Origin of the sequence: uncultured Anaerococcus sp., assembly GCF_963510915.1 — a bacterium.
Taxonomy (GTDB): domain Bacteria; phylum Bacillota; class Clostridia; order Tissierellales; family Peptoniphilaceae; genus Anaerococcus.
Window position 1 is genome coordinate 1 of the sequence record NZ_CAUPHG010000123.1, and the last position, 4028, is coordinate 4028.

Consider the following 4028-nt stretch of genomic DNA (forward strand, 5'->3'; position numbering starts at 1 on the left):
TAACCGAGTCCCGATGCCAAAAGCCTCTTATCATAAAAAATATAGTATAGGTAAATAATTATGATGGCATAGTACTCATAGTCAGATGAGATGAACATGGAGCCAAGGCTTGATAGTCCAACGATAATTAGCGATACAAAGATCCATAGGGGTCTTTTTTTGATGTGAGCTTTTAATTTGTCAATTACCATGATCGTAAATAAACCTAGAGCCAGTCCCCAGAGAATATTTTGTGACCAGGCATTTACAAATTCAGCCGACTGAAACATATCATAAGGAATTTCAGATATTACCGCAAAAATTAAAAGATTTCTCAAATATGCCCAGCGTGATTTGGTTTTAAAAAATCCCTCCACAATCATAAAAGCAAAGATAGGAAAAGCAATCCTTCCTAGGATATCAAAGAGTGTTGTGATTGCTACGAGGGGTCCAGTTCCTGTTAGAAATGGGGTGATGATTGCCTTGTTGAAATGATCTATAAACATTGATCCAAAGGCTATATATTTTAATTGGGCACCATTTATGCCCTTAAAATTTTTAAATTTTCCCATAAAATCTCCTTATAGATTATTTGAAGATTTTATCCCATTCTTATAAAAATTGCAAATTTTAGGCGAAAAAATCTCCGACTAGGAAATTCCTAATCGGAGAATATATTTTATTTATTTTTCTCAATTGCTGCTTGGGCTGCTGCAAGTTTAGCTATTGGAATTCTGAATGGTGAGCATGATACATAGTCAAGACCTACATTGTATAGGTATTTAACTGTGTTTGGTTCACCTCCGTGTTCACCACAGATACCTAGGTGAAGGGCTGGATTTGTCTTTCTACCTTTTTCAACAGCTGTTTCTACTAAGAAACCAACACCTTTTTGATCTAGAACTTGGAATGGATCCTTTTCTAGGATGTCTTTTTCGATGTAGGCTGGTAGGAATTTACCTGCGTCATCTCTTGAAAGACCAAAAGTCATTTGTGTTAAGTCGTTTGTACCAAAGCTGAAGAAGTCTGTGATTTGTGCGATTTCATCTGCTGTGATAGCTGCTCTTGGAATTTCAATCATGGTACCTACTAGGTATTTGATTTCCATGCCTTGTTCTTCAAAGACTTTTTCGATTTCTTTTACAACTATATCTTTTACATAGGCAAGTTCGTGAACATCTGATGATAGTGGAATCATGATTTCTGGAACTACATTTACGCCTTCTTTATTTAGTCTAATAGCAGCTTGCATGATTGCTCTTGCTTGCATTCTAGAGATTTCTGGATAGATAACACCAAGTCTTAGACCTCTGAAACCAAGCATTGGGTTTACTTCTTGAAGTTCTGAAATTCTTTCGTGAACTCTTGCTGGTTGGATTTTTAATTCTAGGGCAAGGTCAGCTATTTCTTTTTCTCCCTTTGGTAGGAATTCGTGAAGTGGTGGGTCAAGAAGTCTTACAGTTACAGGTCTTTCTTCCATTAGTTTGTAGATTTGATAGAAGTCTTCTTCTTGCATTGGAAGAATCTTATCAAGGGCAGCTTGTCTTGTTTCTAGGTCAGAAGCAAGAATCATCTTTCTAACTTGGAAAATCCTGTCATCGGCAAAGAACATGTGTTCTGTCCTACATAGACCAATACCTTCAGCACCAAATTCTAGGGCTTGTTTAGCATCTCTTGGTGTATCAGCGTTTGTTCTAACTTTCATGTCTCTATATTTATCTACCCATTGCATGAATTTGCCAAAAGCACCGTGCATTTGTGGTGGTTGGGTCTCAAGAGCTCCTTCGTAGATTGCACCTGTTGAACCATCAATTGAAATTGTATCTTGATCTGTTAAAACTTTTCCATTTACTCTTACTGTATGTTCATATTCATTAACGTGTAGGTCACTTGCACCAGATACACAGCATTTACCCATACCTCTAGCAACTACGGCTGCGTGAGAAGTCATACCACCTCTTGCAGTTAAGATACCAACAGCTGATACCATACCTTCAAGGTCTTCTGGGCTTGTTTCCTCACGAACAAGGATTACAGTTTCACCATCTTTTGCTCTCTTAGCTGCTTCTGGGGCAGAGAAAGCAATTTTACCTACAGCTGCTCCTGGAGATGCTGCAAGACCTACTGTTAGAGATTCTGCTTTATCTACAGCTGCTTGTGTAAATGTAGGGTGGAGAAGACCGTCTAAGTCTTGAGGATTTACTCTTAGAAGAGCTTCTTTTTCGTCAACTAATCCTTCTTCTACCATATCTACTGCTACTTGGACAGCTGCTTGGGCAGTTCTCTTACCATTTCTAGTTTGTAGGATATAAAGTTTGCCTTCTTGGATAGTAAATTCCATATCTTGCATGTCTTTGTAGTGTTTTTCAAGTGTTTGTGTTGTATTATAAAATTCATCATAAACTTCAGGCATTAATTCGCGAAGATGGCTGATAGGTTCTGGTGTACGAACACCTGCAACTACGTCTTCACCTTGGGCGTTCATTAGGTATTCACCATAAAGTACGTTTTCACCAGTAGCTGGGTTTCTAGAGAAGGCTACACCTGTACCAGATGTTTCGCCCATGTTACCAAATACCATGGTTTGAACGTTAACGGCTGTACCCATCTTATCATCAATTTCGTTTAATTTTCTATAAAGGATAGCTCTTGGGTTATTCCATGAAGAAAATACAGCTGAGATAGCAAGGTCAAGCTGTTTTCTAGGATCTTGTGGGAATTCTTCGCCCGCAAGTTCTTTATAAACTACCTTATATTTTTCTACAACGTCAACAAAATCTTCTGCAACAAGGTCGTGGTCTGTTGCAACGCCTTTTTCTTCTTTTTTAGCTGTTAGAACATCTTCAAATTTATTTTTATCAAGTCCCATAGCTACGTCAGCGAACATTTGGATAAATCTTCTGTAAGAGTCATAAGCAAATCTCTTATTTTGAGTTTTATTTTCTAGACCCTTAACAGCTATATCGTTAAGACCAAGGTTTAGGATGGTATCCATCATACCAGGCATTGATATAGGAGCACCAGACCTAACTGATACTAGGAGTGGATCCTCATTGTTACCAAAAGTCTTGCCGTTATGTTTTTCAAGATCTTTGATATGGTTTGTGATTTCATCGTTAAGTGCATCCCAAAGTTTTTTATCCTCTTTGTAATATCTGATACATGCCTCAGTTGTTACAGAAAAACCATATGGTACATTAATGCCCATATTTGTCATTTCTGCTAGGTTTGCACCCTTACCGCCTAGAAGGTCTCTCATTGATTTGTTGCCTTCATCGAAGTTATAAACATATTTTGTGCTCATCATTTTTCCCTTTCTTTATTCTTATTTAATTTATTGATGATAATTTCTGAAGTTTCTTCTATAGATTTATAAGTAACATCTATAATCGTGCACCCTAGGTCATTCATTAATTCCAGAGCATAGTCAATTTCCTTATCAATCCTATCCTTTGAAGAATAGAGCGAATCTATTGATAGACCCAAGGACTTGAGTCTTTCTTCCCTGATTTTTTTAAGGAAACCCTTATCGATTGTAAGTCCAAAAATTTTATTTGGATCCATCTCATACAATTCTTGAGGCACCTTTGAATCAACTAAAATAGGGATATTGCTTACCTTGAGTCCCTTGCTAGCAAGAAACATTGATATGGGGGTCTTAGATGACCTTGAAACTCCAATTATTGCTATGTCGCAAAAAGCTAGTCCCTTAAAATCTTGTCCATCATCAAATTCTATGGCAAAATCTAGGGCATCAATCCTCCTTTTGTGGAGAGAATCTGGCAAATCATTTTTATTTTCACAAGCTTTTTGTTTGCCTAAATGATTTTCCATTTGACTAATAGAATAATCTATAAGCCCAACTTCTTTTAGCTTTTTACTAGCCAGATAATTTTTGACATAGGCCTTCATTTTAGAATCTCTAAATGAGTGGTAAATTATCGAATTGTCCGAATCTTCTATTGATGTTAGCGAGTCGATTAATTTTTTATTATCCTTAATCCTATCCATAAGTTTAATTTCATAAGGCTTATCAAATTGACTCATGG

General features: G+C 36.9%; 3 protein-coding genes. All 3 read right to left on the reverse strand.

Annotated features, from left to right (window positions below; genetic code table 11):
- Positions 1-551: TraX family protein (locus tag RQ893_RS08415; protein WP_311482570.1), on the reverse strand; the 551-nt coding region annotated here is incomplete at its 3' end.
- A gap of 107 nt (positions 552-658) precedes the next feature.
- Entirely contained in the window at positions 659-3283 is a 2625-nt protein-coding gene (gene ppdK / locus RQ893_RS08420; RefSeq protein WP_311482571.1) for a pyruvate, phosphate dikinase, read from the reverse strand.
- A partial coding sequence (locus tag RQ893_RS08425; RefSeq protein ID WP_311482572.1) for a kinase/pyrophosphorylase occupies positions 3283-4028 on the reverse strand: 746 nt, incomplete at its 5' end. The genes ppdK and RQ893_RS08425, both read right to left, overlap by 1 nt.